We start from the raw sequence: 26,019 nt of genomic DNA, 5'->3' as shown, positions 1-26,019 counted from the left end.
AAAAAAGCACCTGTCATTTTCAAAACGAAAATAGCAAGTGCCTTAAAGTTCCATATCCTGTTTTTTGCTTTTCGCCGGAATTGTCCGGCTGACTTCACGCTCTGCCATTTCCTTCTTCTTGCGGCTCAACTGCTCTATAATGGAACTTTTGGCTTTCTTCTTGATTTGCTCCGTTCCGGCTTTTTTGACCTCCGGTTTCATCAGCGTAGTTTGGATTTTCTGAATAGTTGATTTCATAGCATTTGTGATTCTGCCAATCACGCCATCCAATCGTTTCACTGCATACTCAACTTCTTTCTTTGAAGCCTTACGCTCAGGGGAGAGAACCCACGCCTTAGACTGCTCCACCAGCTTAATATCCTCCTTGTGCGTTTCCAGTTTTACAGTATCAGCAACGACCTCAACCGCCTTGTCATAGGCAATATCGGCAACCTCGTCCACCAAAGCTTCCACATCTTCAATCTTCATCGTGAGTTCTTCCAACTTTTGCTCCTGTGCTGCCAGTTGCTCCTTTTGCTTGAAAAGAATATAGTCCTGTTTTTCCAGATATGCACGACCACCATATTCCGGTTCTTCTTCCAGTTGTAAGCCATGCTTTTTCGCCACATCAAACAGCAGCACTCGGCAAGCTGAATCGAAAGTCATCTTGCGGTTGTTTTTTCTTCCGACTGGCTTCTCCGGTTCCGGCAGTTCAAACCCCAATGCTTCCAAAGCCTTTTCCTGTTGTGGGGCAATCTCTCCATATTGATTTTCACAGTCGAACACATGACGCTCGTGAATATGAGGGGTGCTTTCATCCAAGTGCAGCGCCCAATTCAGGATATGGACATGAGAGCCGAAACGCTCATTTGCGATTTCCATAAATTCTGTGACGATCTCAATGAGCAATTCCGGCGGAACATGATTGTCAAGCGTTCCAATCTGATAGACCGTTTCCTCTGGACAGGTCTTTTTGCTTTTGAGTAAATCTCCAGTTTCCTTATTTCTTTCAGGGTGTCGGTTCTTCACATTTCTTTCATTCTGTCCTGTTACAAAATCATGATACCGCTGACGATAAAAAAGCTGTTCCACATCTTCAAAAGTGGCAGACAGCTCATTTTCCTTTTCGGGATTTTTGAAATTGCGAAAGCCATTGTAACAGTCCCAATAGAGATTTTGTTTGGCTCGTTCTTCGTCAATGTGTTCGCTGTTGGCAATGTCAAAACTGCGGTCATTGTGCTTCGGGTTATAAACGCCATTCTTTCCGGCTCGTCCATTGTGTCTTGTTAATTTCACATGAGTTCCTCCTTTTCTTTTTGATTTCCCCGACAGGGGAGAAGGGCAGCGAAGCTGATTCCTTGCGGCTTTCTGCGTCAAGTAATACCCAGTATTAAGTGGCGAAACGCCACTTAACTGGGCAAGGCTGCCGCCCTTGACCTGCACAGGGATATTGCATTCCCTGTACCCATGCACAAAGGGTTGCACCCTCCGTACTCCCGCCCGAACAAACTGACTTCGCCCCGTCCCAAGCTCTGTCAGTTCCTTCGGTTTTACAAAACAGTCCACCGGACTATTTTGCAAAAAGAAAAACCGACGCATGATCGCTTTACGCTCAATACATCGGTTTCTTCATCTGACCTTGACGGTCATATTCAGTTGTGGCAGATTAGCCAATTTGAAAAATTACTCTGGCACATCTACTGAGTAGCTCAGACAATCGCCTCTTTTATTGCTTTTCAAATCGTTATAATACCACATATACATCGTTCTACCATATTCTTCATATTCTATAATCCCATCTGGCTTTTGACCTTCTACTTCTAATGAGTAAATTTCTTTATCATGTGCATAGCCAAAAACGAATCTGGTATCCGGATAATTTGGATTTAAGTCTTGTTGAATATCACTTATTGTTAAAGATAAATGGATAAATTTTTTGAAGTCTCCCCCATAAGTGGTATCTGGTGTAGTGGTAGCTGGTGTAGCATTTACAAACGCATATTGTGTACTTTCATTTTCTATCTTTTTTTTGCAGCGTACAATCACAAAACCTTGAACGGGATCGTTATCACTTCCTGCCCGATAGAAAACCGTATCATACTGTTTGCCATTCCATATATGCAATATTTCATCAACATGATTAAGAAAATCTTCTGGAGCTGATAAATTTTCATGTTCTGCTTTTAAGGGGGAATTCAAAATAGCTTCTTCGATAGAGTTATAATATGTAAGTTTAGAATCGTCTTTGCCATTATCTGTCAACTTAAACTCAATATACTCATTTCCTTTGTTTTCTTCTTCCGGAACATAAGTATAACGACCATTTTCAATATGGTCATCATAATCAACAAACAGTCCAATACATATCAGCGCTGCAAAAATTAAAAAAACTATTCCTATAATGATTAGCAATATTTTCAAAAATTTTTTCATACAAAAGTCCACCTTCTTGCTTCATTTCAGTAAATTATATCATACCGACATGAACAATTCAATTCACACTCTATCAAGTAGTTTTTTACTTACCCGTAACGCGCATTTATGCAAAATCCATAGTCACCGATACTTTCCTCACGGGTGATATACAGTCGGAATTCTGTCAGCTCATGTAAGAAAAACCGACGCATGATCGCTTTACGCTCAATACATCGGTTTCTTCATCTGACCTTGACGGTCATATTCAGTTGTTTAACATCGTACTGTTATAAAATCTATGTCATTTACGATTTTTCTTATGCTGATTTGCCCAGTAAGATTTTACAGGGATTCTTCTTCTCTCTATATCCTCCATAAATTCACTATCATCAACACCGCTGTCAATAGTGAATAATTTTTTGCCATTGACATATACACGAATAGAATTTCCCTTCATCTCGCAATATGTAATATCTTCAAAGCGAAAAGTTCTCTTTCTTCCAAAAGTTGAACGCCATGTGATTTCATCTCCGTTCACTTCCAATTTCCACATAATCATGTTCAATGAGCCGATTAAAGAAACAATAAAGAAAATACTAAAACCAATTGGTGGCAATAAATCATCTTGTTGAATAGCACTGGCTACCGTAGCTCCCCCAAAAAGAAACACCGCCAATACAAAAAACATAGTAAGTACTTTTTCGGTTTTTATTATATAATGCGTCCTAATTATTCCCTTTTTCTGTTCTTCCTCTCGTTCTTTAGCTCTCTTTTGTTGAAGATTTACAAGATATTTCAAAAGAAGAAGTACAACTAAATAGGGACCTATTTGTGTAATTATATTAAAACACATTCGTAAAAAATCATTCATTTTGCCCTCCATAGTTCCAGATATATAAAAATGATTGTTTGAAATCGAGCATTAAAAACCTCAATTTTTCATATTTCATTATACTTCATCAACTTAACGAATGGAAGAAAAATTTGTGTGCAGAGTTCCTGTTCAAGCCTTGTAACGCACATTTCCTCAAAACCCATAGTCCTCGATACTTTCCTCACGGGTGATATACAGTCGGAATTCTGTCAGCTCATGAAATAAGAAAAACCGACGCATGATCGCTTTACGCTCAATACATCGGTTTCTTCATCTGACCTTAATGGTCATATTCAGTTGTGGCAGATTACAAATAGTCTGTAAATGGATAAACAAAAACGACCAACTATGCAGCTGATTATCATTTATGTGGAATATAAAGATTATTTATTCATTCGGTTTTAGCTTATATTTTTTTATCAAAAAGTACTTCACGAAAAAAAATATACTCATTAAACATAGTAACGAAAGAACATAAAATCCCAAACCTGCTATCCTAATCATGGATATATATGGTATTTTAGAACTCATTATTTTAGCGACGGATATTCCGAGCATTCCAAAACAAACGAAACTCCAACCTCCCATAACTTTTTTATTAGAATCTGAATTATATATATCCTTTTTTATGAGAAACATAACTAAACATGTATATGCTATCGCACTTATTATATATACAATCAATAAAATAGCCATATAAGAACTATAATCTTCCTTTTCTAATGTTGAAAATATGAGAATAGTTCCAAACCAACCGAACAAAATGCCCATTCCTAAACCTTGAATGCCATGAATCCAAAAAGTTTTTTCGCCAGTCACATCTGATTTTGAAAATGTAGCAATTACGAAAACAACATAGAATAGTATTAAAAAAATTCTGTAAAAAGAGGGCGACGGAGTTGAATCTGCTATAAACATTGCTAAAAAACAGAGAAAAAGTATTGCTCCATCAAATTTATAAATCTCTTTCCTCTCTATTTTATTTTCAACACCATATAGTATGAAATTTTTGGTTTTTTCACTAAGTTTCATCATATAAAAATTACCCTTTCGTCATTATTTATTGCTATTCTAACATATCTCCATACCTTAAATCTACAAATAAGTGTTAATAATTCCGAAGTGGCATTAAATTTTCACAGCTTTTTATCTTGCTACCCGTAACGCACATTTCTGCAAATTTCATAGTCCCCGATACTTTCCTCACAGGCGATAGGCAACGGTCAAAACATCAGGTCTGCACCTGACATTTTAACCGCATATCAGCCCTGATTATCACACTATCCCTGCTGACTGTTCAGCCCATACTTTTTCGCATATTCGCTGGCTTTCTGTCTGCGTTCCTCACTGTAAGGCGGCAGGAAGCGGATAGACAGACGGGACTTTGCCAGCTCATAAGAAACACCGCCTTGAACATTGGATTTTTCCAGTCTGCAAAGGTCAGGGTACTTCTTAGCAAAAGCAGCCAACCTCTTTTTCAATCCGGCGTTGTGGGTGTAGATATTTGCCTTGTCCTCGCCCTCATTAAAGAGAACGATTGTTTCTTTCTCAATCTTCGTCAGTCTCTCCATAGCAGCCCTCCCTATGGTTTTTCAACACACGCAGCTTGCAGTAAAAGCAGCAATACCACCTTTCAACACCCTCAGCACTCAGCTTGACGGAAAGCATATAAAACAGCTTCTTCGCCACTGGATCGGGTGCAAGGGCAGCTACCATACGCAAACGCTTGACAGTTGCTTTCAGGTTCGGACAGCCAAAGGCATAAAGGGCTTCCATTTCATTCCGGTTCATCTTCATTGTGTTTTCCTCCTTAAAGTTTGATAAATGAAAAGCGACAGACACTTCATAAGGAAATACCTGTCGTTTCGTTGACGATATAAATTTGTTGGTTTTGGACTTGATAAAATCAGCAGTAAATCATTTCCTGTCTGATGATTTCTTCGGCTCGGTTACGGATAGAGTTCATGGACTGTACCCACAACATCTGATTGTCTGCTTTCATGGTTTCGGTCACACCCTCGGCTTGTTTCATCTGCTCAATGATAAGGCTGCACCTTTCTGCTGCCTGTTCGTTCAGGTCAGCAAGGTAAGTATGCAGTTCGCCGGATAAACAGAGGGCAGATAACCTTGCAGGGCGGTACTGCTCCAAATATGTCCTGTGCAGTCTGCCCCACATACCGATAGGGCGATGTTCCTCCGGTAGCTTCAAGTCCGGCACATAGTAATCGCCCACAAGAACATAGTCCAGACCGTTACATTCATCATGGATTCGTGGTTTCAATTCTGTCATGCTATTTTTTCTCCTTTCACTTTTTGCCGATTTGATTTGCTTGTGGCGTTCTGTTCAACACACACATTGCTATCAGAGCTTTTTTCTTCTGCTATACGCTCATGCTCCGCAAATTCTTTTGATTTCTCACGAATCTTTTTCATATACTTACGATTGGATTCTCGTTTTCTGCGAAGTCGTTCCGCCTCTTTTTCAGCAGCAATCCTTTCTTCCTCTGTTGGTTCATGCTGCTCCACAGGTACTTGAAATTGCCCGACATAGTTAAGATATATCTCCACCTCTGTGGTGCGGTCTGCACCTTTTCCTTGTGGCTCGTGAACCAGTATTTTGTCGATAAATTCATTTATCATGGCAGGAGTAAGTTCTGTAATGTTCTCATACTTTTTGACCAGCTTCAGAAAACGCTCCACATTATTTTGACCGCCTATAATCCGTTGCATATCAGCGGTGTCAGTCTCAATAATCTTGTTCAGCTCGTTCTGCTCATTTTCATAATCAGTAAGCATACTCTGAAAAAGTCTGTCCGGCAATCTTCCAATCACATTATCTTCATAGATTTTCCTGATAAGCATATCCAGTTCGTGAACTCGCTTCTGATTTCTTTCAATGCGGTTTTTTACAGTTTCAGAAACAGCAATATCTTTCATCGCCGATTCTTCTTGCAGAGAATAGACAAACTCCTGCTCATTCAAAGAAACATAATGGCAAGTCTCTTGTATAGTTTTCAGAATGATGCTTTTAAGTGCTTTTGTTGAAATATGGTGGCAAGTACAGTGACGATCATACTTCTGATAAGCAAGATTATAAGTGGAACATTCATAACAATCTGCCGGATTGGAATAACTTGTCCTTTTTTCGCCTTTGGCAGTATAGTATATTCTTTCTCGCCCTTTCCGCTGCCTGTGATTATACATCGGCGCACCACAATCAGCACAGTAAATCTTTCCGGTCAGAACATTAGGCTCGCCCATAGGATCTGCTTTTCTTACATTCTGTCTTAACTTTTGAGCAAGCAGCCATGTTTCTTCATCGACAATAGGCTCTTGTGTATCATCAAAAACCACCCAATCTTCCTTGTCTGCCCTTTTCGTCTTTTTGTCCTTATAGGAATTTTTGAATGTCCTGAAGTTGACAGTCTTTCCGATATACTCTGGTCGGGCAATCAGAGTAGTAACCTGATTTCCTCGCCACATATACGGATTTTCTTTGTCATAGTTGCTTGCATGATTTCCAAGTCCCTTTTTTCCAAGATAATAAGACGGTCTTTCTATTTTTTCTTCTGAAAGTTCTCTTGCTATCTGATAAGGTCCTTTTCCCTCAATAGTCATGCGATAAATTCTGCGGACTACTTCAGCAGCTTCTTCATCAATAATCCAATGGTCGGGGTTTTCGGGGTCTTTCAAATAGCCGTATGGTGGGATATTACTTGTATGAGCGTTGCCGGAAGAACCTCTGGATTTCAGTACAGCTTTAATTTTCTTACTTGTGTCCCTGACAAACCACTCATTCATGATATTCAGAAAAGGGGCAAACTCACTGGTTTCTTGACGGTCACTGTCAATACCATTATTGATTGCTATAAATCGAACTTCCTTTTCTCTAAACAGAATGTCAGTGAAAAAACCCACTTGCAAATGGTCTCTGCCGATTCTGGACATATCTTTGCAGATACAGGCAGTGATTTCTCCGTTTTTAACACCTTCAACAAGTCTGTTCCATGAAGGTCTGTCAAAGGTCGCTCCACTCCAACCATCATCGGTAAAATGAACAAGATTCGTAAAACCATGTTTTATAGCATAATCTTCAAGCATTTGCTTTTGATGAATGATACTGTTACTCTCTCCAGCATTATCGTCATCACGAGACAGTCTTTCATACAAAGCAGTAATGCCATTGCTTCTATCTTTTTTTCTTCTCATGCTGAACTCCTTTCTTCAATTCCTATCCACTCCTTACGCTCACAAAATATCACATCCGTATAGTGTTTCGGCGGTGAAGTTTTCCCTTCACGGAGACTTGCTGATACAGCTTCAAAAGTCTGTCCTTCCTGCAGCACAGGGAGAGCGACAGCTTCATTTTCTTTGTGTTCCGTTTCACTCTGCCTGATACTCATACGGTGAATCCGTTCCACCTCTTTCCAGCCGGACTGTAAAATAGTCTTTCCTTTTGCCGTAAAAGTATATCCCTGGCAGTCCAATATAGCGGTGACCGCTTCAAATCGGTGTACCTGCGTTGTGGCACAAAGCAGTCTGACGGCAAGCAGGGTAAGCACATCCCGCTCCCCGGAAGGAAGCTCCGACAGGTCTGTCCGTGCAATCTCCACAGTTGGGATGATGGCATGGTGGTCGGTCACTTTGCTGTCGTCTGTTACCCGGTCAATGTCCGGCTCTCCGGCGCAGCCTTTTCCAAAGGGCATATTGTCACGCAGCCATAGGATCAGGGAAGCGGCGGTTGCCTGCATGTCCTTCGTCAAATACTGGCTGTCCGTTCTCGGATAGGTTGCCAGCTTCTTTTCATAGAGAGATTGCACATAATCAAGGGTCTGTTGAGCCGTATAGCCATAAATACGGTTACATTCCCTTTGCAGAGTTGTAAGGTCATAAAGGCGGGGAGGCTGTATAGTTTTTACCTGCTTTTCCGCAGAACGCACAAAAGCGGAGTTGTGGTCACAGTCCATACGGATTTTTTCAGCCTCGGATCGTTCCGTCATTTTTTCGCCGGAAGCAGTAAAACCTCCGCAGGTGATTTCCGGCACATAAAAAGGCTTGCTGATGAAGGATTCAATATCCGACTCACGCTGTACCAAAAGTGCCAGCGTCGGTGACATAACACGGCCGACATTTAGTGTGACACCATACAGGACAGAAAAAAGCCGGGTGGCATTGATCCCGATCAGCCAGTCGGCTCCTGCCCGGCATACTGCCGCATCATAGAGTTTATCGTAATCACTGCCGGGACGGAGATGGTCAAAACCCTCACGGATCGCCGCATCCTCCATACTGGAAATCCAAAGGCGTTCCATAGGCTTATTACATCCGGCATATTCATAGACCAGACGGAAGATCAGTTCTCCTTCACGCCCGGCATCCGTAGCGCATACCACGGAATCCACCCGTTTGTCCTTCATCAACCGGCACAAAAGGGCAAGCTGCGTTTTCTTATCCTTTGGCACTTCATATTTCCAGTTTTCCGGTAGGATCGGAAGATCCTCATACCGCCATTTGGCGTACTGTTCTTTGTAAGCCTCCGGCTGTGCCAGTTCCAAAAGATGTCCCACGCACCAGCTCACCAGATAGCCGGAACCTTCGAGATAACCGTCTTTTCTTTCCGTTGCGCCTAATACTGCTGCCAGTGACATAGCAACAGAGGGCTTTTCTGCAATCACAAGTTTCAATTTTTATTCCTCCTTCATAGTTTCAAATTCTTTATCCGCAAGTTTTCCGGTTTGCATAAGACACATCAACATAACGCCGGAAGCCATTCCTCCGGCAAAGGTAAGGAAATGTGAAATCAGGTTCCACATAAGCATTCCTCCTAAAAATGGGTAAAGAAAAACGCCCACTTCAAAGTGAGCGCATCAACAGGTATCTATTTTGTTTTTGGTTTCAAGTGATCCGGCAGGACGATCTCTCCAACCGGGATTTCCCGCAGTTCCTTTTTCATCCGATGGGTGAAGCGGATCGTCTTTGCCGTACCGCCGGTTTCCCGTCCGTCATATACAGCGATCACTCGGTCGGAGTGCTCCACCATATAGCGGTTTCTGTGGGAGTAGACGCTTGGGAGATATTTTTCCTGTATGACAACAACATCCGCACAAGCCTCCAGCAGTTCACGGGTTCTTGTTTTCTTATTCAGGCTGTCCAGACGTTTGCGGTAAGGGATCACTGCGATCAGCTCCAGCGCCGGATTAGTCTGCTTTCTTTCCAACACCAGCTCTGCAAAATACTGATCCACGCCATCTGCAAAGCCACTCATAAAACAGGTAAATCCATCTGTAACGGCAGCATCGATCTCATGTTCCAAAGCGGCTTTTATTTTGTTGATCTCATTCTGCGGCAAATCCCTGTGTCCGGTAACACAGCAAGTCTTTCCTTTCATCGGTCATCCCTCCATCTGATAGGTAAATTTCTTCACTTTTCACATAGTAATAGATTTTATTTAGCAAGTCAACGATAATACCCTTTTTCTCTTTGCGGATAATAAAGGGGTGTAAGGTACAATCTATTACAGAATGGGAGGTGAAGGCGATGTATGAAGATTTTGTCCCGGAACGATTAGCGAAGCTGCGGACACAGAAAGGAGTTTCCGCACGCGATATGTCTTTATCGTTAGGTCAGGCAAACAACTACATCAATAATATTGAGAATAAAAAGTCACTTCCCGCTATGCAGTCTTTTTTCTACATCTGCGAATATCTGGGTGTGACTCCGCAGGAATTCTTTGACGAAGGAAATACTTACCCGGAAACCTTGAAGGAATTCATTGCAGAGGCAAGACAGCTTGATCCTCAATCCATGCAATATATCCTTGGTATTATGAAAGAACTCAATAGCAGAAAGTAGGCGGTCACGGTAATGGCCGCTTTTTTCGTGACTTTCTTTATTATATTTTATAATGTTCTCGAAATGTCCGCTCCCTATACCGATAAGTATTCAAAAACTGTTCCCCAAACAGCCTTTTTCTATTCGCCGGTACTGCCAAAGCTGCCGGTTCCTCGCTCTGTTCCCAGATCTGTTACAAAATCCGCAATGACAGTCGGCGTGATCACAAGCTGCCCGATACGGGCTCCCTTAAAAAGAGACTGCGCCTGATTGCTTACATTGCTGATGATCGCATGGATCTCTCCTCGGTAGCCGGAATCCACAGGCGGCAGTTCACAGACCAGACCTTTTACCGCCATACTGGTACGGGGAAAGATATATCCCGCATACCCATCCGGTATTTCCAGTCCAAAGCCAAGAGGAATTTTGGCGATTTCTCCGGGCTGTAAGGTGCAGTCATAGGGCAGATAAACATCTGCTCCGGCATCATTGCCATGAGGACGGTAAGGACGCTGGTGCTCCGGCACGCCAAAATCGATTAGTTTTATTTTCATCGGCAGCCTCCTTCCCAAAGAGCGGGATAGTCTTTTTCTAAAATATCCTCTGGCGTCATATCTGCCTGCAGTTTTCGCCCGCAGGTCATTTTCCCTTCCAGACATCGATCCAACTGACAGAAAGGCCCGGTCAGTGACGGGGCAAACAAGGCAGGGCTTAGGTCATAAAGTTCTTTCCAGACCTTTAACAGCACGATCCTTGTTTCATCTGTATTTCTTCGGCATACCCGCTGGCCGATGATATGTTTCCACTGATAAGGGGTGGCGCTGATGAGCAGTACATTCCGTAATCCCTGGGGCGTGGCATAGCCGGCCGCATCGTGCCCGCTTCCGGCAGTGCACAGGGCTTCATAACATTTCATGCTTTCATTACAACTTTTTAAGTACAGCTCCTGTACCACAGCCGGAGCCGTCATAATAGAATACGGGACAGCGAAATCCGCCTGTCCCGTATAGTTGCTGTACTGCAGCGATGCACTCATAAATTTTACTTCGTTCTGGTGGCGGGTGATCTGCGCCAGAAAACGCCTGCTGGCGCCGACAATGGCTACCGTGATCACCGTAAATTTCTGGATGGTAGGATGGGGAAGCGCCCCCATAGCTGCTACTGTCTGAACGCTGAATGATTTTTCGTAGAGCTCCATCAGGTCGTCCATTGAGGCAATCTTATGTCCCTGCTGGGTAAGTCTTGCCGCAAAGACCATGTTTTTTTCTGCTTCCGCTACCGCCTGGCAGTTCAAAATTTTTACTTCAATCTGTTTAATTGGTATGTCCCTCCTTTACAATCGCTTTCAGTAAGAACAGATAGTTAAGACTGTCTGTGATCTTTTCGTCCCATGTGTCCATCGGATAAACTGTTTCCTCGGCAAAGCACATATCGTATAGAGAAACAATATGCTTTGCCAGCATACCGGCAAGGGCACGCTGGGGCGTTGTGTGCTGTAAAGTTGCCGCTGCCTTAAATGCACCCAGCCGGTCCGGATCATCCCCGGTGTATTCTTTGGTTTTCCGTTTCAAGGTATCAGCACAGAGCCGCACCTGTTCGTCAAAAACGGCATTGACTTCATTTTGCGTAATATAGCATCCCTCCTTTGAAAACAAGAAACCGGCTATTCTAAAGCATCTTAGAATAGCCGGCAAATAAATGGATATGTAATTGTTTATAGTGTATTGATCTCTTTTTCCAGTTCCTGGACCGCTGCTATGACTGTCTCAAATGTCGGAATATCCCCATACAACATATCCTGCATAGAGTTATAGTCCGTTTCCAATGCTGCGAACCGATATTCCGGCGGGAGTAATTTTAATGTGCCCGGCACAGCCTCCGGGTACTTCGCCCATGCTCTGGGATAGAATTTCATTTTGAAATCTACAACTTTCTTCAGGAGATCCAGCCTGGAAAAAGCAGCTTCTTTGACCGGTGTTGCAGCCATGCGGTAGAGATCATAATAATGTCTGGAATACCGCTGCGGCATTTCCAAATGTTCCGGTCTGTTCGCTTCATGGTGCAGGATTGTGGCTTTTTCCCAGAAGGTCCGTTCCGGGGCAACGGTAAGGATTGCGGTTTCTTTTTGCTCAAAAATCTTCGGATAATATTTTGCCGCGTATGGTTCGATCAGCGCTGTTTTTGCAGGAGTCCACGCTGCCAGCGCACCAATCTCTAAACGGATCACCTGTAAAGTCGCCGTATTCGTAAAAAGGTGCGGATAGGCGAAAATGACCGTCTGTTTATCCTTTTCATCTATGTAGACATTTGCTTCACAACCGATTTCCTGGGATAAGCCGGCTTTGACTGCCGGGCAGAATGTTTCGGACAGAAATACCTCTGCACGCACATTGGCTTCTTTGTTAAAAGCATCCTGTTTTGTATTGGAACGTTTCTCCCATGGTTCATCTTTGCCATATCCCAATACACGCCAGTCCAGAATCAAATCAATATCTTCTGAAAACCGGCTGATCAGGTGAAAGGCTTTTGAAAGGCTGGTACCTCCCTTAAAGGTGATGGACTCTTTCCATGGTGAGCGGTGAAATAAATAATCCAGCGTAAAACATACCCAAAAGTCTTTTTCCACGATGGCATCATTCAGCCCCATTTTATCTGCTGTATTTCTGAACAGCTCCCTGCGGTCGTTATCTGAAAGTCTTGCTATATTTCTCATTGTACCTTTTCACCTCCACAAATCTGCCGTATCGTATCGTAAACCCAATCCGTAGACTCGGTTGCTTCCTTCAAACAAGCCTGTTTATCCTTGTCTGTCAGTTTTTCGGAAAGCATCTGTATGACTTCTGGCGTAACATTCGATCTGCCAAGCGTTTTTAATGCCTGTATAACCAAACTTGTCATATAGGACAATCCGGTAATCTCCTTATTGGTCCGGTGCTTAAATTCCAGCTTTGTAGAGTTCCACTCGTAGGTCTTATATGGACCATCGCTGATATAGGACCATACTGCTGTTACCTGTGTTGAAAGACCTAACAGGTTCAATGCTGTATTCCCACATGGGGCAATCGTCCAGTGATAACTTCGTGCCAATGCGTTCGCCACCGCTTCCGGGTCTGCCGCCACATATTCATCCAGAAGTTTGCTATATTTTGGTTTTTCATAAACTCCTTTCAAAATACGGCGCAATGTTCCTGATTGCACTAAACGGCTTAAACTTTGACGAATAGTGGATGTATCTGCAATATCCGCAAAATCAGACATCACAAAAACAGTTCCATCTTCAAGAGAAAGAACACGCTCTCGTATTCGTTTTGTATATCCGTTGTCCACAATACCGCCTCCCTTCATGTCACGAATATTATATATTATTCGTGACATGATTGCAATAGGTCCTATTCCTCTTATTTTGAGTGTTCCCATTAAAAATCTGATTTATACATCAAAAATCAAAAATTTTGCAAGGCAGTACAGTTTTCATATATGTCACATATTTTATATATTATTCGTGACATCAGGCAGTTGGCAGGTAGATCCAGTCGTGCATCAGGCACACGCTGGGTTCATCCTCCCTGGGAACCAGACGGTAGGTACATTCCCCATAGACCGTGCGTTTGTCCTCGATCTCCATGCCATAGGCTTTATAAAAGCGGTATTCCAGATTGGAGATAATACAGCGCAGGGTTTGCAGAGCCTCCCTTTGAGCTGATACGATCAGGTCACGGTCAATGCTGCGCTTCAAAAACAGCAGCGATTTGTAAAGCTGTACCTCTGTGCGGTAAGGGCGGCAGTCTTTCGTTTCCAGCCATCCGCAAAAAGCGACCGGTCCGCTCTGGATCACACTGCGGTCCGGGTGATAATACTCATAGCAGTCCAGGTTTGCCGTATTCAGAAGATAGAGCATTTCCCGGACTTCATTTTCCGGCATGTCGTAAAACCGCAAAAGCGAGCGGTAAAGATGGACATAGCCGGGAATGGAAATCATGGTATTTACCATAAAATAAAATCCTCCTTGTAAACAGCAGGTGCGGGAGCTTTTGCCCCCGCACCGTCTAAAATCTATATTTCGTTATCTACTTTCACGAGTTTTCCCATGACAAGAAAGCGTCCTGTGCCGCCCGGCGTACAGGTAGAAAGGGTCAGTACCTTATCGCTGCAGGTCACAGTCACATCACTTTCCACCGCAGAACGTTCCTTCATAGCTGTAAGCCAGGTAGTATAAGCACCGTCATCCTTCCAGGAAAGCTGCCAGGGAGAAGTTTTACTGCCGGATTCTTCCGGTTTTGCTGCAAATGCCGTAAAGATCTCCATGACATAACCCCCCTTCGGAGTAACGAGATACATCTGCCTGTGAGTATCAAAGTAACTTTGTTCATCGTACCGGTTCAGCAAGGCAAACATGGAACCATCCCGCATATTATGACCGTAAATGATCGTATTGCGGTCTGAAAAATCTGCCCGGTTTTCATAGTCGGCAAACAGGCAGCCAACCTTGTTATAGGTCCCGTCATAAAGATGGTTCAGGTAATACTCGTTGTTGTCGGTATGCGTCACCGGATAATTGAGCACCGTATCAGGAAGAGAAAGCCATCCGATGATGTCCGGTCCATTTTCACGGAGCGTTTCAAAGTCTACCGAAGGCAGGACAATATCGGCATCGTCCCGTTTTGGTTCTGTCGGATCGGGTGCCGACTCCGGGGAAGCTGTCTGCTCCGGTACTTCCACATATCCGGCAAGATCTCGATAGGCATCTTTACTCTCAGCATACTGGTTCAAGTCACGGAACACCAAAAAACCGCTGCCAAGAGCCACCAGAACGCAGAGTGAAAGGACAGAAACCCCGACAGCCGTTCTTTTCGGGGAAGTCCTGCTGTATTTTCCCTTTTTGAAATAATACACAGCAAATACGCTGCCACCGATCAGTACGGCTGCCAGCAGTCCGCCATACAGGAAAATATACGGATCATCCCCGGTCTGCGGTACCGGCTTTTGAGGGGTGGAAGGATTGGAGGGAACAGAAGGCTTTTCCGGGTTCTTTGGGTTATCCGGCTTTTCCGGTTTTTCATTAAAGAACTGGACTGTAGATGTCTGATCTGCCTTGATCTCCACCGTAGCGGCATCAGGAATGATGTAATCCTTGCTTGCCCGGTTTGCAACTTCTGTTACGGTATAAATACCGACACGAAGGCCCTTAACTTCAATCACGCCGGATTTTGGAGTGGTGAATGTCTCGCAGTAGGAGCCGTCCGCACTCTTAACCTCGATGGCAAAACCATCTTTGCGCCCGTCGCTGGAATCCTTTGTGATCTTTAAGTTGCCGCGGTAAGCCTCATTGGTAAACCCGTGCCCGGCTTCTCCATTTTCCACAACTGCGACCTGTCCATCTTCTGTGATGGAAAAATAGTAAGCGTTTGAGTCAGGCTGATAGCCCTCCGGCGCTTTGCTTTCTTTGATAAAGTAGCCGCCAGCCAGAAGGTTTTCCGCCGTATGATAGCCTGCATCGGTTTCTTTCAGCGTACCGATCTTTTGATCGTCAGGATCATATTCCTGGTTGGCGTTGGAATCCGCATACAGGTCGAACACTGCACCGGGCAGGAAGCGCAGGAAAGAATTCTTGTCTTTCTTATCCTCCTTTTCCACAGGGGACGGTTCCTCCACAGCTTCGGTTTTAGTTACCTGCACACTGCCGCGGATCAGGGTGTTTTCCACACGGATCTCGATATGCTGTCCGTCTGCACCGATATATACATGGTGCTGCTGCGGGCTTACCGTATAAAGGTCAGGGGCAGAGATCTCCTTGACGATCCAGTGTCCGTAAGGAATGTTCTCAAAGGAAAAACTGCCGTCTTTTCCGGTAATAGCAGTAAGCAGCGCATTTTCTTCAGTAAATTCTTCGGTATCAGGTCTAAACAGACCCATGAGCGCACCGGCAAGCGTGACATCCTCGCCGCCTTCCGGGTTTTCCCCGACTTTTACACCGTCTACACGCCCACGGAGAAGTTCATTGGAAACAGCCTCGCCTTCATTGACAAGGATCTGTACCAGGGCGGTTTCCTGACCAGCATACTCAAAGACAACCGGATATTCCTGATCCGAAAGGATATAGGCGCCGTTGGTTGTGCGTTCCTTGACATAATAGCTGCCAAAAGGCAGGTCGGAAGCGAAGGAAGCGCTGTAACCGCCGGATTCCTCAGACGAAACAGAGACCACTTCCAGAAGTCCACCTGCCGGGATTACGCTGCCATCTGCCGCCGTCAGGTCTGCGGAAGCATAAAGTCCAAAGGAAATATCCTTATATTCCTCGTTCATGCCAAGACCGAACAGGTCATCGGTCTCCATTGCCTTGAAAAGTGTGACATCCACTTTCTGGCGTTCGTCATAAAGACCGGCCGCTGTCTGTGTAACCTCTATGGTCTCACCCGCATAGGTCAGTTCCACATATTCCGGTTGAGGATTCAACACACAGCCGGAAGGCGCCTGACGTTCCTCCAGACGATAACGGCCAAGATAGAGAGACCCGCTTTTCGCTGTGCCGTCCTCGCCGGTCGTAAGTGTTTCCACAACCGTATCTTTTTCTGCCCGCAAGGTACCGTCACCGGTATAAATATCTTCATCTGCGATCACATCATAGACCGCTCCAGGAAGTCCGGCAACCTCATATACCGGTTGGTACAGTCCGTCGTTTTCCTGGACAGAAGCAAATACTTCTCCGGTCTTTGTGATGGTAAGCTGGCCTTTCTGCGGCATATTGTACTGCGTGACCGTCACAACCGCCTCGCTGCCGTCAATGGTAAACGGTACCGGCTGGTCGGAAAGCACATAGCCGTAAGGAGCAGCTACCTCATAAAGTTCATAATCCCCGGCGGCCAAAGGCTCCGGCAGCATCAGCCAGCCCTCGTCAGAAACATAGAAGGTATTCAGTGTTTCCGGGTTCGGATAGTAGACGGTCTGGGTGATAAATTCCCCGGTGGAAAGATCCTTGATCTGAAAACCGGTTCCGGTCACAGGGATAATCTTTCCGGTCTCTGCGTCACATTTTTCAACTTTCAGACGGGCTGTGATGGTGCGGTTGTTCAGGATATAGCTGTAAGTCTTTCCGTCAGAGGAAATGAATACCGTAAAGTCCGGGACAAAGGCTTTGCCTTCCTCGCCTGCGATTTGATGGACCGTATAATGCCCATACGGAAGCGGTTTACTGGAAGCAAAACCATCCGCATCCGTGGTAAGAAGGTCGCGTTCACTTTCCTTTGCCGCGTCATAGCTTCCGGCTGCCTTTAAGTAAATTTCAAAGACTGCGCCTGCTTCCGGGCGTTCGATGATACCGGCATTGGGATCGTCGGTATTTTCGCCCTCAGGCACATCCGGGTCCAGGTCATCGGTGTGCTTGACAAGCTGGATATTTCCGTAAATAACCGTTTCCGTCACCTGATTTTCTGTGGTATTGAGTTCCACTTCATACAGGGAAGGGGATGCACCCACTTCATAAACGGTTTCATTCAGAAGATACCCGGTGCTCGGTTCGATCTCCCGGATCGTCCAGTTATCCCCGCACACATAATAGCGAGTCATAAAGCTGCCATCCGGCCCGGTAGTATAAGTGTCGATCAGTTCGCCATCACGGAAGATCCCATAGGTCGCCCCTGCAAGCGTGGCGTCCCCCTGGGCATTTCCGGTATCAGCGTCGCTCTTTACCACATGGACGCGGAACTTCTTCAGGATATTGCTGAAATGTACCGAAGAAGTTTGCCCGCTTTCAATGGTCACGTACTGTGCGGAAGGGGTCACATAGCGGTCCACCGGCAGCTCTTTTACCAGATAGGTTCCCGGCAGGAGCTTCTTTTCAATCTGGCCGTTTTCTCCGGTCGTGACTTCCTCATTGACTTCATTTCCCAAAATGTCCGTACCGGAAATATGGAAGGTGATACCGGAAACAATGCCGTCCTCACTGGTCTTGACAAGTTTTGCAGTACCGTAAGTTTCCGTTTTGATCTTTACAAAGAAGGAAACCGGATCGCTGGCGCCGGTCATCATGGTCTGGTAGCCTGGTCTGCCCCAGATCAGCATGTCATTTGCCACCGGGATATTCTTTCGGAATTCAAACAGCACCGGGTCCATCATCATCTGCCTGCTGGTAAAGGTGTATTCATTTCCGTTTCTTGTCACAGAAACGCCGCTGCCTTTCAAAGCCTCCAGGTCGATCTTCAAGTTGTTGGTATCTGTGACCGTCAGGGTATAGACCTTTTTTTCTACATCCCATTTCAGTTCCAGTTCCGGTGCTTCGCTTTTCTTAGAAGAAGTAAAGGAAGGGACTGTGGAATGGGAAGCGACCTGTGCCAGAATCCAGTCATAGGCTTTTTCAGCCGGTCGTCCGGCGATCACGCTGAAATACTGGTCACCATCTGCGTGGCCGTTTCCGTGGCGGTTGTACGGATCGCTTCTAAGCTGCTGCTGGTATTCCCAAAGGATGATCTGGGTTGCCATCTTATAGTCATCCTCGTTGATCCCGGAAACAGGGAGCGTCGCACCGGGTTTCCAGCCATAGATCGCAGTCAGGGTGATCCCCCTCCTTGCCTCGGCAGGAAGCAGGTTCAGGTATTGGCTGTTGGTCCCGCTTTCTGAAACATAGGTGTTTTCCGAAGTATGGTAAGGAATCCCGCTCTCCACACAGTAAACCTGATGGCTGATCCCGTCAGAATCCGTCAGCATATAGTGCCGGTAAGCATTGCCCCCGGAACTGGTGTGTACGTCGATGGTTCCGTCTGCATGGTAGGCAAGATAGGTGTAAGGTGCCGGGGCGCGGTAGTGGTTTCCATCAGAGCCCACATACTGGTCGCCCAGCCAGGAGCTTGCCGTTTGTCCGACAGACATGGCAAAAGCCTGAGCCGGAAGAAGCCCCAAAATGCTTGCCATACAAAGCAAAAACGCCAACAGCTTGCGAAAGCCGCGGCGCCTGGTTATGATATGTTCCATGAAAAAATCCTCACTTTCATAAAATCTAAAAGGACAGCCTTATTTGCTGTCCTTGTCGTCAAAATCATCCTCGGAAAGATATTCCGGTTCCCCGTATGCCTCATCCGGGTCAAAGCCTTCTCCATAACCGTCATCCTCAAATTCCGCATCGTCCTCGGCCTGCTGTTTCGGACGCACGATTTTTACATAGTAACCGATCCCGCCGACCGCAAGTAAGGCAGCAAGGATAAACAGGATCGTGCCGACACTGCCGGTCTCTTTCTTCGGCTTTTCCGGTTCAGCCGGTTTTTCGGTTTCCGTCGGCTTTTCTTTTCCTTTGCAGCCACTCAAGTCATTTTTGCAGACCGGACAGCCGGTATTGACTTTTCCTGCCTCACATTTTTCGGTGCAGTTGCAGCTTTCTTCCTGGGGAATCATGCTCATGCTGCCATTGTTCTTTTCTGCAAGCGCCATCAGGTCGGACTCTGTGACGCCGTTTAAGAAGTAGACATTGTTATCTTCCCGTTTCCCGTCGATCACCAGATAAAAGACATTGCCCGCGTCCGTAGTGATGGTGTAAAACTGTTTTTCCCCATCCGTACCGCTGATGTTGTCCTGTACCGTTCCGGTGCCTTCCGGGGTAAATGCACCTTCCGGGATCGCAGAAGTATTTTCCTGCTGTCCGGTACTGTTATCTGAACCGGAAGAATTTCCGCCGCCGGAAGGGGTTGCAGCGTTTGAGCCGGAAGGTTTTTCTTCCTTAGGCGGTTTTGTCTGTGTACCGGACGGACTCTGGGGTGCTGCCGCAGCAGGTTTCTTTTCAGGAGCCGGTTCTTTGTAATACGGATTATCCAGCTTTACCACATCAGAACGGTTGCCGGCATAATCTTTTGCGTATATGCTTACCTGTTTTTCTGTTCCTGCATAATCTTTTAGTGCAACCGACGCTTTCCCATCGGTGAGGGAGTTGATACGGTTTTCATCAACAAAGACCGCCTCCACGCCGGATAGATCGTCACTGCTTTCTATTTTCAGGGCATCGCCCTCCAGGGAAGCAGTCAGCGTTGGCGGTGTGGTGTCTTTGGAACCGCCGGCATGAGCCGTTACAGGTAATGCGCTGACACTTACAAGAAGCGTAAGCGCCAGCAGCAGGGAAAGTTTTTTAAGCCTCATGCACATCCTCCTTCTCCTGCGGTAAAACAGTTTCCGAAGGGGCTGCCTGCTGTGATTTCAAAAAATCCGCAAGCTGCTGGGGCGTCAGTTTGAAACTGCGCGCCACCGCCACATAATCGGTATTTTCCAGTTCTGTTTTCTGTTCCTCCAGCTTATGGAGCTTTGCCTGCATTTCCGCAATCTTTGTTTTGGTCTTTTCAATTTCCTTTTCCAGTTTTTCAATTTTAGGATTCAATTTATTACCTCCAATCTGTTAAGGCAGACGCCCAAATGTATAAAAATGCTGCTGCCAGTAGCTTGTATTGATGTTTGCATAAGAAATCGGGTCTCCACAGTGGATCATCATTCCATTTCCCACATAGATCCCTACATGGCTTGCGCCGCTGGTGTTGTAGGTCCCCTGGAAGAAGATCAGGTCGCCCGGTTTTGCATCCGCACTTGATACCGGCGTACATACACCTAAAAGACCATCCGCGGTCAGCCTTCCGAAATTCCAGCCAACGCCGCAGTTGTTGATCACCCAGGACACATAGCCGGAACAGTCAAAGGAAGTGGAAGGGCTTGCGCCTCCCCATACATACGGATAGCCAAGATATTTTTCCGCCTCGGCCATCATTGCGGCAAACTGTTCATCCGCAAGGGCTTCCGGTGGAATGTCATAATCGAAGTAGTTTCCTGTGCCGCCTGAACCAACTTCCGGCAGGTGCCGTTCGCTGGTATCGCCGGTATCGGCAAAATACAGGGGATTCAAATACTGGCCGTCAACCAGGACTTCTAAGTGCAGGTGGGCCCCGGTAGAATTTCCGGTATTCCCGACCTTTGCAATCACATCCCCGGCTTTGACCTCCTGCCCGGCAGAAACAAGGATCTGGGAACAGTGCCCGTATTTGGTCGTCAGGGTATGTCCTTCGTATGCCTCGCCTTCAATAGCGACACACAAGCCATAACCGCCGACATTTCCCGCAAGGGTGACCGTTCCGTCATGCCCGGCAAGGATCTCTGTGCCCTCCGGCATCCCGATGTCCACACCGGTGTGATAGTTCTTTTCCCCACTGATGGGATGTACCCGGTAGCCGTAATAACTGGTCACATAAGGGAGCCAGTTGGTGCCAAAGACATTTTTGACATACTGGCGGTTTCCTTTTGTCTGCAGCAGGATCTCGCAGATCTCTTTCTGGTCTGCGTTCATCCGGGAAACGACCAGGTTTTCTAGAGGTGTGACTGTGAGCTTGACATTTAAGATGCGCCATTCATAAGGCACTTCCTCCTGGGTTTCTTCCCCGGTTTCCGGATCAACGGAAGTTTCGGTGCGGTAACGGATCTCGGTTTCTTCTGAAAAGGACAGGGTATATTGTTCCTGGAAAAGCTGCCGCAGCACGCTTTCCACTTCATCGTAAGTAAATCCCTGATAAGCAGAAGTCAGATACCCCATCAGCACATACGGGTCATGCTCGATTGCGCCCAGGTTATACTGGTATTCGTCATAGCCGGGGCGGTCTGATTCCACCCGGTCTATTTCCATTTGCAGATCCGTTTCCCATTCGGTATAGGTAAGCTCCGCCTGGTTGATGTCCTGATCATCTGCAAGATAGGTAGAAGCAGCCAGACTTCCCAAACCGCCGGTCCCGATATTGGAGAACGTGGAAAACAGGGATGTGATCAGGAAAATTACCAAAAGGAGAAGCAGGAGGACAAGGCAGATTACAGGGTGCCGTTTGACCGCATGGACAATACCGACGCTGACCCTCTCTGTTGTGACTGCGGCATTTTTTGCCTGTTTCCCGGCTTCACGGGCAGCCTTGGCATACTGCCTTTTCAGTTTTTGTTTCTGCCATATCCGGGCAATCGCATGTTTCTTCAGCTCCGGGTGGTCGCTAAGAGCCTGCCGGTAAGCAAGTCTTGCGTTGGCCTTTGCTGATTTTTGCTGTAATTTCGCTGCCTTTCGGTAGGGGGCAGTTTTATGCCGGTGATATGCCGTGCGAAGCCCTGCCTCGCCCACAAGTTCAGAGCGGTGGGATGCCTTGATCCCCACATTTTCATCCTCTGCCTCATAAATCTTTTTATGGGCGTAACCAATGGCAGTATTGGCGCCCGCCTTGACCGGACGCAGTGGTACAGGCCCTTTTACATGGGCCTTTTGTGATTTGACCTCCTTTTCAAATTTTAAGTGTTTTTTGGCTTTTCCGGTCTCCGGGTCGGAAACCGTCTCCATGCGCAGTTTCTTCCGGGCCGGCAGACGATTTTGTGCCTGCTCTGCTTTTTGTGCAGTACGTTCGGCCTTCCGCCTTGCATGGGTGAGCTTTTTATCCTCTGTCTGCGGCGGCAGTTCATCCGCAGTAAATTCCAGCTTGGATGTTTTTGGCGGTTCGCTATCCACACCCTTTTCCTTCTGCGCTGCCTGTTCCTCCGCCTGTGCCGCTTCCTGAAAACGCTGTTGATATTTGTTCCCATGCTGATGTGTCCGGTAACGGTGTTCCTGACTGGATCTGTCTGTGCTGTCCGGTGTGGCTGAGCCTTCGGAAGAAGGAGCATATTTTCCGGTATCATGGTCTGTCGCATTCTCTGTTACAAGAAAACGTCTGGAAGCCTCCTGCCGGAAATTGCTTCGCACGTTGTCCTGTATCGGGGGCGCTGTCCTGGCAGCATCCGGTGTCTCAAAGTGTTCCGAAAAACCATCCAAAGCGGTTGCATACGCTTCGCCCTGTTCCAACAAGGACTCCGGTGTTTCCGGTGACAGATGGGAAAATTCCGTCTGTACAGGGATGTCCTGCCTGTGTGTCTTGCCGTTGACAGAAGAAGGGGTGTCCCGTGCCCTGCGCAGGTCAAAATCCTGTTCGGTCTGCCTGGCTGCCGGCTGATCCTCCCCGTGGGAATCACGCACCGGCATCCGGGTATCTTTACGCTTCCTTTGAAATTCCCTGTCGTGTGCCATTGTTCTCACCTCCGATCCATTTTAATTTTTGCCTCATGCTTTGGTCCCCGCCACTTCATCCGGTCTTGTGGTAAGCACGCTGTACAAGAGTGTGTCCTTCGGGAAGTGGTCCACAAAGGGGATGATCACATTTCCAAAGAACAAAAGCCCCTCGCCGGGACCGGAATGGGTCACATACGAAAGTTGGTGCGGGGAGATCCCCAACTGCTTTGCCAAAATCTGACGGTCTCCCTGGGCCTGGTTGAGCATATAGATAAAGTCCGAGTTCTCAAAAATATTTTCGATCTCACGGGAAGCCAGAAGGTCCTTGACATTCTGCGTTAAACCTGATGGGATTCCGCCCCATTTACGGAAGCGTTTCCAGATCTCCACGCTGAAACTTCCTGTCTGCCCTTTCAAAAGAAGATGGAATTCGTCGATATAGAACCAGGTTGTTTTATGTTTGGAGCGATTGGCCGTGACACGGTTCCACACCGCATCCTGCATGATCAAAAGCCCGATTTCCTTTAAGGCTTTTCCCAGTGACTTAAGCTGGAAACACAGTACCCGGTGTTGATCCATCTGGATATTGGAACGGTGGTTGAACACGTTAAGGGAACCATTGACATAGATTTCCAGTGCCGTTGCGATATTCTGTGCTTCCGGTTCAGACTGTTTCAAAAGCAGCTCGTAAAGATCGCCTAAGATCGGCATATTTTCCGGGCATGGGTTCTGCAGGTATTCCCGGTACACCAGTCTGGTACAACGGTCGATGATCGTCCTTTCAATAGGGGAAAGCCCTTCTTTGCCGCCGATGATAAGGTCGCACAGCGACAGGATAAAATCACTTTTCAAAGTAATTGGGTTTTCATCATCGGAATAGTCCAGATTGATGTCCATCGGGTTGATGTAGTTCGTGGAAGTAGGAGAAATATCAATGACCTGCCCCTGGGAACCGAACTGCTGTACCAGCGGCCCATACTCATTTTCCGGGTCAGCGATAATGATGTCGTCCTCCGTCAGAAGAAACACATTGACGATCTCACGCTTGGCAGAGAAAGATTTACCGCTTCCTGGGGTACCGAGAAACAGCCCATTGGGATTTTTCAGCGTTTTTCTGTTCGCCATGATCAGGTTATTGGAAAGGGCGTTCAGACCGTAATACAACGCCTCGCCCTCCTGGAACAATTCACAGGTGGTAAACGGTACAAAGATCGCTGTGCTGCTGGTCGTAAGCCCGCGCTCAATTTCAATCTGGTTCGTGCCAAGAGCAAGCGAGGACATAAGCCCCTGTTCCTGTTGGTAATCCAGCCGTTTTAAGGCACAGTTGTATTTCTGTGCCACACCCGAAGCGGCAAAAATATCATTAAACAGCTTCTGACGTTTGGCAGCGATATTTTCCACCAGTACCGTCACAAGGAACATGCGCTCATTGCGGCTCTGTAAATCCTGCAAAAGATTTTTGGCTTCCTCTCCATAGGTGGCAAGGTCGGTGGGAATGATGTCCATGTCATACCCGGATCGGACCGCTTTCTTTTGTTCCTCAATGGTCATTTTCTGCAGGTCCGACATTTTACGCTTGATGTTTCGGATCGCCTGCGCCTGGTCGATAGACTGGATATGCAGGTTGACGGTCACGGCGTCGTTTAAGTCAAGAAGATCCGCTAAAAGCCGGTCGGTAAGCTCCGGCGCCAAAATCTGCAAAAAGGAGACAGCACCGGAATGGTCGCCTACCCGGAATGTCTTTCCATCCTTTGAAAAAGACAGCCCGGATGGGGAAATGAAGTCTTTGGTAGAAAGACCAGTCTTAGGCAGATCCGACCACTGGAAATGAAACTTTTCCTGACCGTCCGGGTGAAGCTGGCTGTGAAGAAGTTCCAGACGTTCCAGTCCGTTTAAGGATCTCGCCTGAACTCCCAGGGTCTTGAAATTTGCCAGCACATCCGTTTCAATGCGTTCCAGACGCATTTTCGCAGTACGCAGGTCATCTGCCTCGATTCCAAAGGTAATGTATTTGCGTTTGGTGAGACCGTTATTTCCTTTCTGCAACTGGTTCTTTAACATATCCCCGTATTCCCTGCGGATTCCGTCATACTCGTCGCCGCGGGGAGGGATGTCAATGCTTCTGGTAAAATCCTGCATATTGGCCCGCTGGTTGATAAAGGTAAGCTGCACATGGATCGAGGCATCGAAGTAATTTAAGAAATCGCAGTAACCCTCGAAGATCTGTGCTTTATCATCTGCCTGTGCAAGCTGATAGTTAATATCAAAAAACTGCACCGTTTTGGTGTAAAGGGTATCAGTCAGCCGGCAGATCCCATCCCGGTACATTTCACGGTAGGGGATGCTCTGCTGGACCGTCTGCGGGGCATCTGCTTTCAGCCCGGCAAAAAAGCCGCCTTTTTTAGACGGCTTGGAACGGGCAGACTTAGTTTTGCCCTGCTTTGCATCGGCTCTGGTCTTTTTGGCCTGCCTGATATTTTTTTGCAGACGCTTTTCCTGAGCTTCCTGCTGCTTGTTTTTTGGCAATCTTTGTAACCTCCTTCTTTGACATAGATTTATACAGGTTATCCGTCCTGTATGGACGGTCCTTCGGCCAGAGCTTATAACGGAGCCGGTTCTTCAAGATCTTTTCTGCCGGCTGCCCGTCACGCTCATACATGGCGAAGAAGAAAAAGGGCATCATCAGCCCGATCATCAAAAGTACAGCCGCCGAATTGCCGATCGCCCCGCGGGTAAAGAAATACACCGGAAGGCCGACAAGTCCGGCAAGGCTGAAACAAATAAGCTGGCGCTTCGTCAGATTGAAGGCCAGCTTAGTCTTAACTTTGGTTAAATCCTTTGGTACAGGTACATAAGGCATCTATACACCTCCCATCGTAATATAATTTCC

At 46.5% G+C, this 26,019-nt stretch carries 24 protein-coding genes; 1 reads left to right on the top strand and 23 read right to left on the bottom strand.

Annotated elements, in window-relative coordinates:
- Positions 1 to 42: 42 nt before the first annotated feature.
- The 11 genes from DWW33_RS03900 to DWW33_RS03850 all read right to left on the bottom strand — a co-directional run bounded on the left by DWW33_RS03900 (position 43) and on the right by DWW33_RS03850 (position 9,656).
- Positions 43 to 1,578 carry a serine/arginine repetitive matrix protein 2 gene (locus tag DWW33_RS03900; RefSeq protein WP_178105369.1) on the bottom strand — a complete coding sequence of 512 codons (1,536 nt, stop codon included), beginning with the start codon at positions 1,576 to 1,578 and terminating at the stop codon, positions 43 to 45.
- Positions 1,579 to 1,662: 84 nt separating this feature from the next.
- Complete coding sequence (locus tag DWW33_RS03895; protein WP_019161659.1) at positions 1,663 to 2,412, bottom strand: hypothetical protein; 750 nt, start codon at positions 2,410 to 2,412, stop codon at positions 1,663 to 1,665.
- 283 nt (positions 2,413 to 2,695) lie between these two features.
- Positions 2,696 to 3,265, bottom strand: a complete 570-nt coding sequence (locus tag DWW33_RS03890) for a DUF6560 family protein (RefSeq protein WP_235837120.1) — start codon at positions 3,263 to 3,265, stop codon at positions 2,696 to 2,698.
- Between the two features lie 390 nt (positions 3,266 to 3,655).
- Positions 3,656 to 4,303 carry a hypothetical protein gene (locus tag DWW33_RS03885; RefSeq protein ID WP_117460720.1) on the bottom strand — a complete coding sequence of 216 codons (648 nt, stop codon included), beginning with the start codon at positions 4,301 to 4,303 and terminating at the stop codon, positions 3,656 to 3,658.
- A gap of 245 nt (positions 4,304 to 4,548) precedes the next feature.
- Positions 4,549 to 4,839, bottom strand: a complete 291-nt coding sequence (locus tag DWW33_RS03880) for a molecular chaperone (RefSeq protein WP_117460719.1) — start codon at positions 4,837 to 4,839, stop codon at positions 4,549 to 4,551.
- Complete coding sequence (locus tag DWW33_RS03875; RefSeq protein WP_117460718.1) at positions 4,817 to 5,065, bottom strand: ferredoxin; 249 nt, start codon at positions 5,063 to 5,065, stop codon at positions 4,817 to 4,819. The genes DWW33_RS03880 and DWW33_RS03875 overlap by 23 nt, the downstream gene beginning before the upstream one ends.
- A 109-nt stretch (positions 5,066 to 5,174) precedes the next feature.
- On the bottom strand, positions 5,175 to 5,558 hold the full coding sequence (locus tag DWW33_RS03870) for a TnpV protein (protein ID WP_003864567.1): 384 nt from the start codon (positions 5,556 to 5,558) through the stop codon (positions 5,175 to 5,177).
- Positions 5,555 to 7,477, bottom strand: coding sequence for a recombinase family protein (locus DWW33_RS03865; RefSeq protein WP_117460717.1), 1,923 nt, complete (start codon positions 7,475 to 7,477; stop codon positions 5,555 to 5,557). The genes DWW33_RS03870 and DWW33_RS03865 overlap by 4 nt, the downstream gene beginning before the upstream one ends.
- A complete protein-coding gene (locus tag DWW33_RS03860; protein ID WP_330419801.1) occupies positions 7,474 to 8,943 on the bottom strand; it encodes a DNA topoisomerase in 1,470 nt (489 codons plus the stop codon). The genes DWW33_RS03865 and DWW33_RS03860 overlap by 4 nt, the downstream gene beginning before the upstream one ends.
- Positions 8,944 to 8,955: 12 nt before the next feature.
- Positions 8,956 to 9,081, bottom strand: coding sequence for a DUF3789 domain-containing protein (locus DWW33_RS03855; protein ID WP_081017347.1), 126 nt, complete (start codon positions 9,079 to 9,081; stop codon positions 8,956 to 8,958).
- Between the two features lie 65 nt (positions 9,082 to 9,146).
- Positions 9,147 to 9,656, bottom strand: a complete 510-nt coding sequence (locus tag DWW33_RS03850; RefSeq protein ID WP_055158503.1) for an SLOG family protein — start codon at positions 9,654 to 9,656, stop codon at positions 9,147 to 9,149.
- Between the two features lie 149 nt (positions 9,657 to 9,805).
- Between DWW33_RS03850 and DWW33_RS03845 the strand changes: the two genes are divergently transcribed.
- Positions 9,806 to 10,120 (top strand): helix-turn-helix domain-containing protein, encoded by a 315-nt coding sequence (locus DWW33_RS03845; protein WP_005361112.1) that lies wholly within the window; start codon positions 9,806 to 9,808, stop codon positions 10,118 to 10,120.
- A 119-nt stretch (positions 10,121 to 10,239) separates the two neighbouring features.
- Here DWW33_RS03845 and DWW33_RS03840 read toward each other — a convergent pair whose 3' ends face one another.
- From DWW33_RS03840 to DWW33_RS03785, 12 genes are all read right to left on the bottom strand, one after another.
- Positions 10,240 to 10,653: a dUTP diphosphatase gene (locus DWW33_RS03840; RefSeq protein WP_055158506.1), complete on the bottom strand. Its 414-nt coding sequence runs from the start codon at positions 10,651 to 10,653 to the stop codon at positions 10,240 to 10,242.
- The gene (locus tag DWW33_RS03835) at positions 10,650 to 11,417 is read right to left on the bottom strand and encodes an FAD-dependent thymidylate synthase (RefSeq protein WP_256385584.1); all 768 of its coding nucleotides are present in this window, start codon (positions 11,415 to 11,417) and stop codon (positions 10,650 to 10,652) included. Before DWW33_RS03835 ends, DWW33_RS03840 begins: the two co-directional genes overlap by 4 nt.
- A complete protein-coding gene (locus DWW33_RS03830; protein ID WP_055158538.1) occupies positions 11,413 to 11,730 on the bottom strand; it encodes a hypothetical protein in 318 nt (105 codons plus the stop codon). The genes DWW33_RS03835 and DWW33_RS03830 overlap by 5 nt, the downstream gene beginning before the upstream one ends.
- An 83-nt stretch (positions 11,731 to 11,813) precedes the next feature.
- Positions 11,814 to 12,812: a nucleotidyl transferase AbiEii/AbiGii toxin family protein gene (locus DWW33_RS03825; RefSeq protein WP_055158508.1), complete on the bottom strand. Its 999-nt coding sequence runs from the start codon at positions 12,810 to 12,812 to the stop codon at positions 11,814 to 11,816.
- Positions 12,809 to 13,426, bottom strand: a complete 618-nt coding sequence (locus DWW33_RS03820) for a DUF6088 family protein (protein ID WP_055158509.1) — start codon at positions 13,424 to 13,426, stop codon at positions 12,809 to 12,811. Before DWW33_RS03820 ends, DWW33_RS03825 begins: the two co-directional genes overlap by 4 nt.
- A gap of 181 nt (positions 13,427 to 13,607) precedes the next feature.
- Positions 13,608 to 14,090 (bottom strand): hypothetical protein, encoded by a 483-nt coding sequence (locus DWW33_RS03815; protein WP_015542949.1) that lies wholly within the window; start codon positions 14,088 to 14,090, stop codon positions 13,608 to 13,610.
- Between the two features lie 62 nt (positions 14,091 to 14,152).
- On the bottom strand, positions 14,153 to 18,961 hold the full coding sequence (srtB, locus tag DWW33_RS03810) for a class B sortase (RefSeq protein ID WP_334294600.1): 4,809 nt from the start codon (positions 18,959 to 18,961) through the stop codon (positions 14,153 to 14,155).
- A gap of 141 nt (positions 18,962 to 19,102) precedes the next feature.
- The gene (locus tag DWW33_RS03805) at positions 19,103 to 20,215 is read right to left on the bottom strand and encodes a DUF4366 domain-containing protein (protein ID WP_055158513.1); all 1,113 of its coding nucleotides are present in this window, start codon (positions 20,213 to 20,215) and stop codon (positions 19,103 to 19,105) included.
- Positions 20,205 to 20,450 carry a DUF4315 family protein gene (locus tag DWW33_RS03800; protein WP_025577937.1) on the bottom strand — a complete coding sequence of 82 codons (246 nt, stop codon included), beginning with the start codon at positions 20,448 to 20,450 and terminating at the stop codon, positions 20,205 to 20,207. The genes DWW33_RS03805 and DWW33_RS03800 overlap by 11 nt, the downstream gene beginning before the upstream one ends.
- A gap of 18 nt (positions 20,451 to 20,468) precedes the next feature.
- A complete protein-coding gene (locus tag DWW33_RS03795) occupies positions 20,469 to 23,147 on the bottom strand; it encodes a CD1108 family mobile element protein (RefSeq protein WP_118375179.1) in 2,679 nt (892 codons plus the stop codon).
- Between the two features lie 33 nt (positions 23,148 to 23,180).
- On the bottom strand, positions 23,181 to 25,616 hold the full coding sequence (locus tag DWW33_RS03790) for a VirB4-like conjugal transfer ATPase, CD1110 family (RefSeq protein WP_373130278.1): 2,436 nt from the start codon (positions 25,614 to 25,616) through the stop codon (positions 23,181 to 23,183).
- Positions 25,555 to 25,989 (bottom strand): PrgI family protein, encoded by a 435-nt coding sequence (locus DWW33_RS03785; protein ID WP_005361092.1) that lies wholly within the window; start codon positions 25,987 to 25,989, stop codon positions 25,555 to 25,557. Before DWW33_RS03785 ends, DWW33_RS03790 begins: the two co-directional genes overlap by 62 nt.
- Between the last annotated feature and the right edge of the window lie 30 nt (positions 25,990 to 26,019).

It is taken from the genome of Roseburia sp. AF15-21, assembly GCF_003479505.1.
In the GTDB taxonomy this organism is placed as follows: Bacteria; Bacillota; Clostridia; order Lachnospirales; family Lachnospiraceae; genus Roseburia_C; species Roseburia_C amylophila.
This window is presented reverse-complemented; position numbering and strand designations above follow the sequence as displayed.